This is a genomic window from Pseudomonas sp. MD195_PC81_125 (genome assembly GCF_014060985.1).
GTDB classification, from domain to species: domain Bacteria; phylum Pseudomonadota; class Gammaproteobacteria; order Pseudomonadales; family Pseudomonadaceae; genus Aquipseudomonas; species Aquipseudomonas parakoreensis.
Map to the genome: position 1 here is coordinate 1 of NZ_JABULD010000499.1, position 861 is coordinate 861.

Below are 861 nucleotides of genomic sequence, written 5' to 3' on the forward strand. Positions count from 1 at the left end.
GGAGCTGCCGAAGGCTGCGATCTTTTGATCTTGCTTTTAATTGTGAGAGTCAAAGTCAAAAGATCGTCCGAACGCGGCCCGAGCCTTCGGCAGCTCCTACAGGGAGTGGGGTTGTGTTTAAAGGTGTGTGGGATAACCAGAACCTTCCCACAAGGTTTTCAGGTTGTCCCTCGGACGCTGGCTCTCTAGCCTTGAGCTGTCGCTGAAAACTCAGCGATCGGGTGTGAGAGCCTGGAAAAATTAGTGATTCAGTCCATGTGTCCGCATAATTGCAGGCGGCTTATCTTTTGCCTGCAAATGCGTCATGGCGGCTGTGTGCGGGCAGACTTCGGTCTGGCCGGTTTCCTATTTTTCCGGTTTCTCACCCCGCACATAGCTGCCACCCACTTCGCCGCGTGAGAAACGGCAAGTGCTGGCGTTCATTTGCAAAAATAGGGTTATCCAATGACTAAGCCAGTCCCAGATCCACCACTCGAACCCACAACGCCACTCACCGAAGCCCTCCACGCCGAAGACCTCGCAAAAAACCGCGAAGCATCAAGCGCGCCCTCGATTTCTACCTCAGCCCCGAAGCCACAAAACCGCGTCCACCCAGCTCGATGTTCCTCGTCCATCCGGGCATCGACACGCAAAGCCTGCTGGCGCACGCCTGTGAGTCCCTGGCCTCGGCCAACACCATGGCCAGCGATTTCGCCGATCAGCTCAGCCGTCCGCAGCGCAATACGGCGCTGGCGATCCAGCAGATCATCATGCTCGCTGAGCTGGCGGTGAATCGGGCGCTGGATCGGGTTGATCCGCCGGCTTGAGACCGCGTTATCGTTCTTTCGCGAGCAGGCTCGCTCCCACAGGAGTGCGCATTTC

General features: G+C 57.4%; 1 pseudogene. It reads left to right on the forward strand.

The features are described 5' to 3' along the window. Nucleotides 1-444 precede the first annotated feature (444 nt). Nucleotides 445-806, forward strand: a pseudogene (locus tag HT737_RS20030) (DUF6124 family protein). Nucleotides 807-861: the final 55 nt, after the last annotated feature.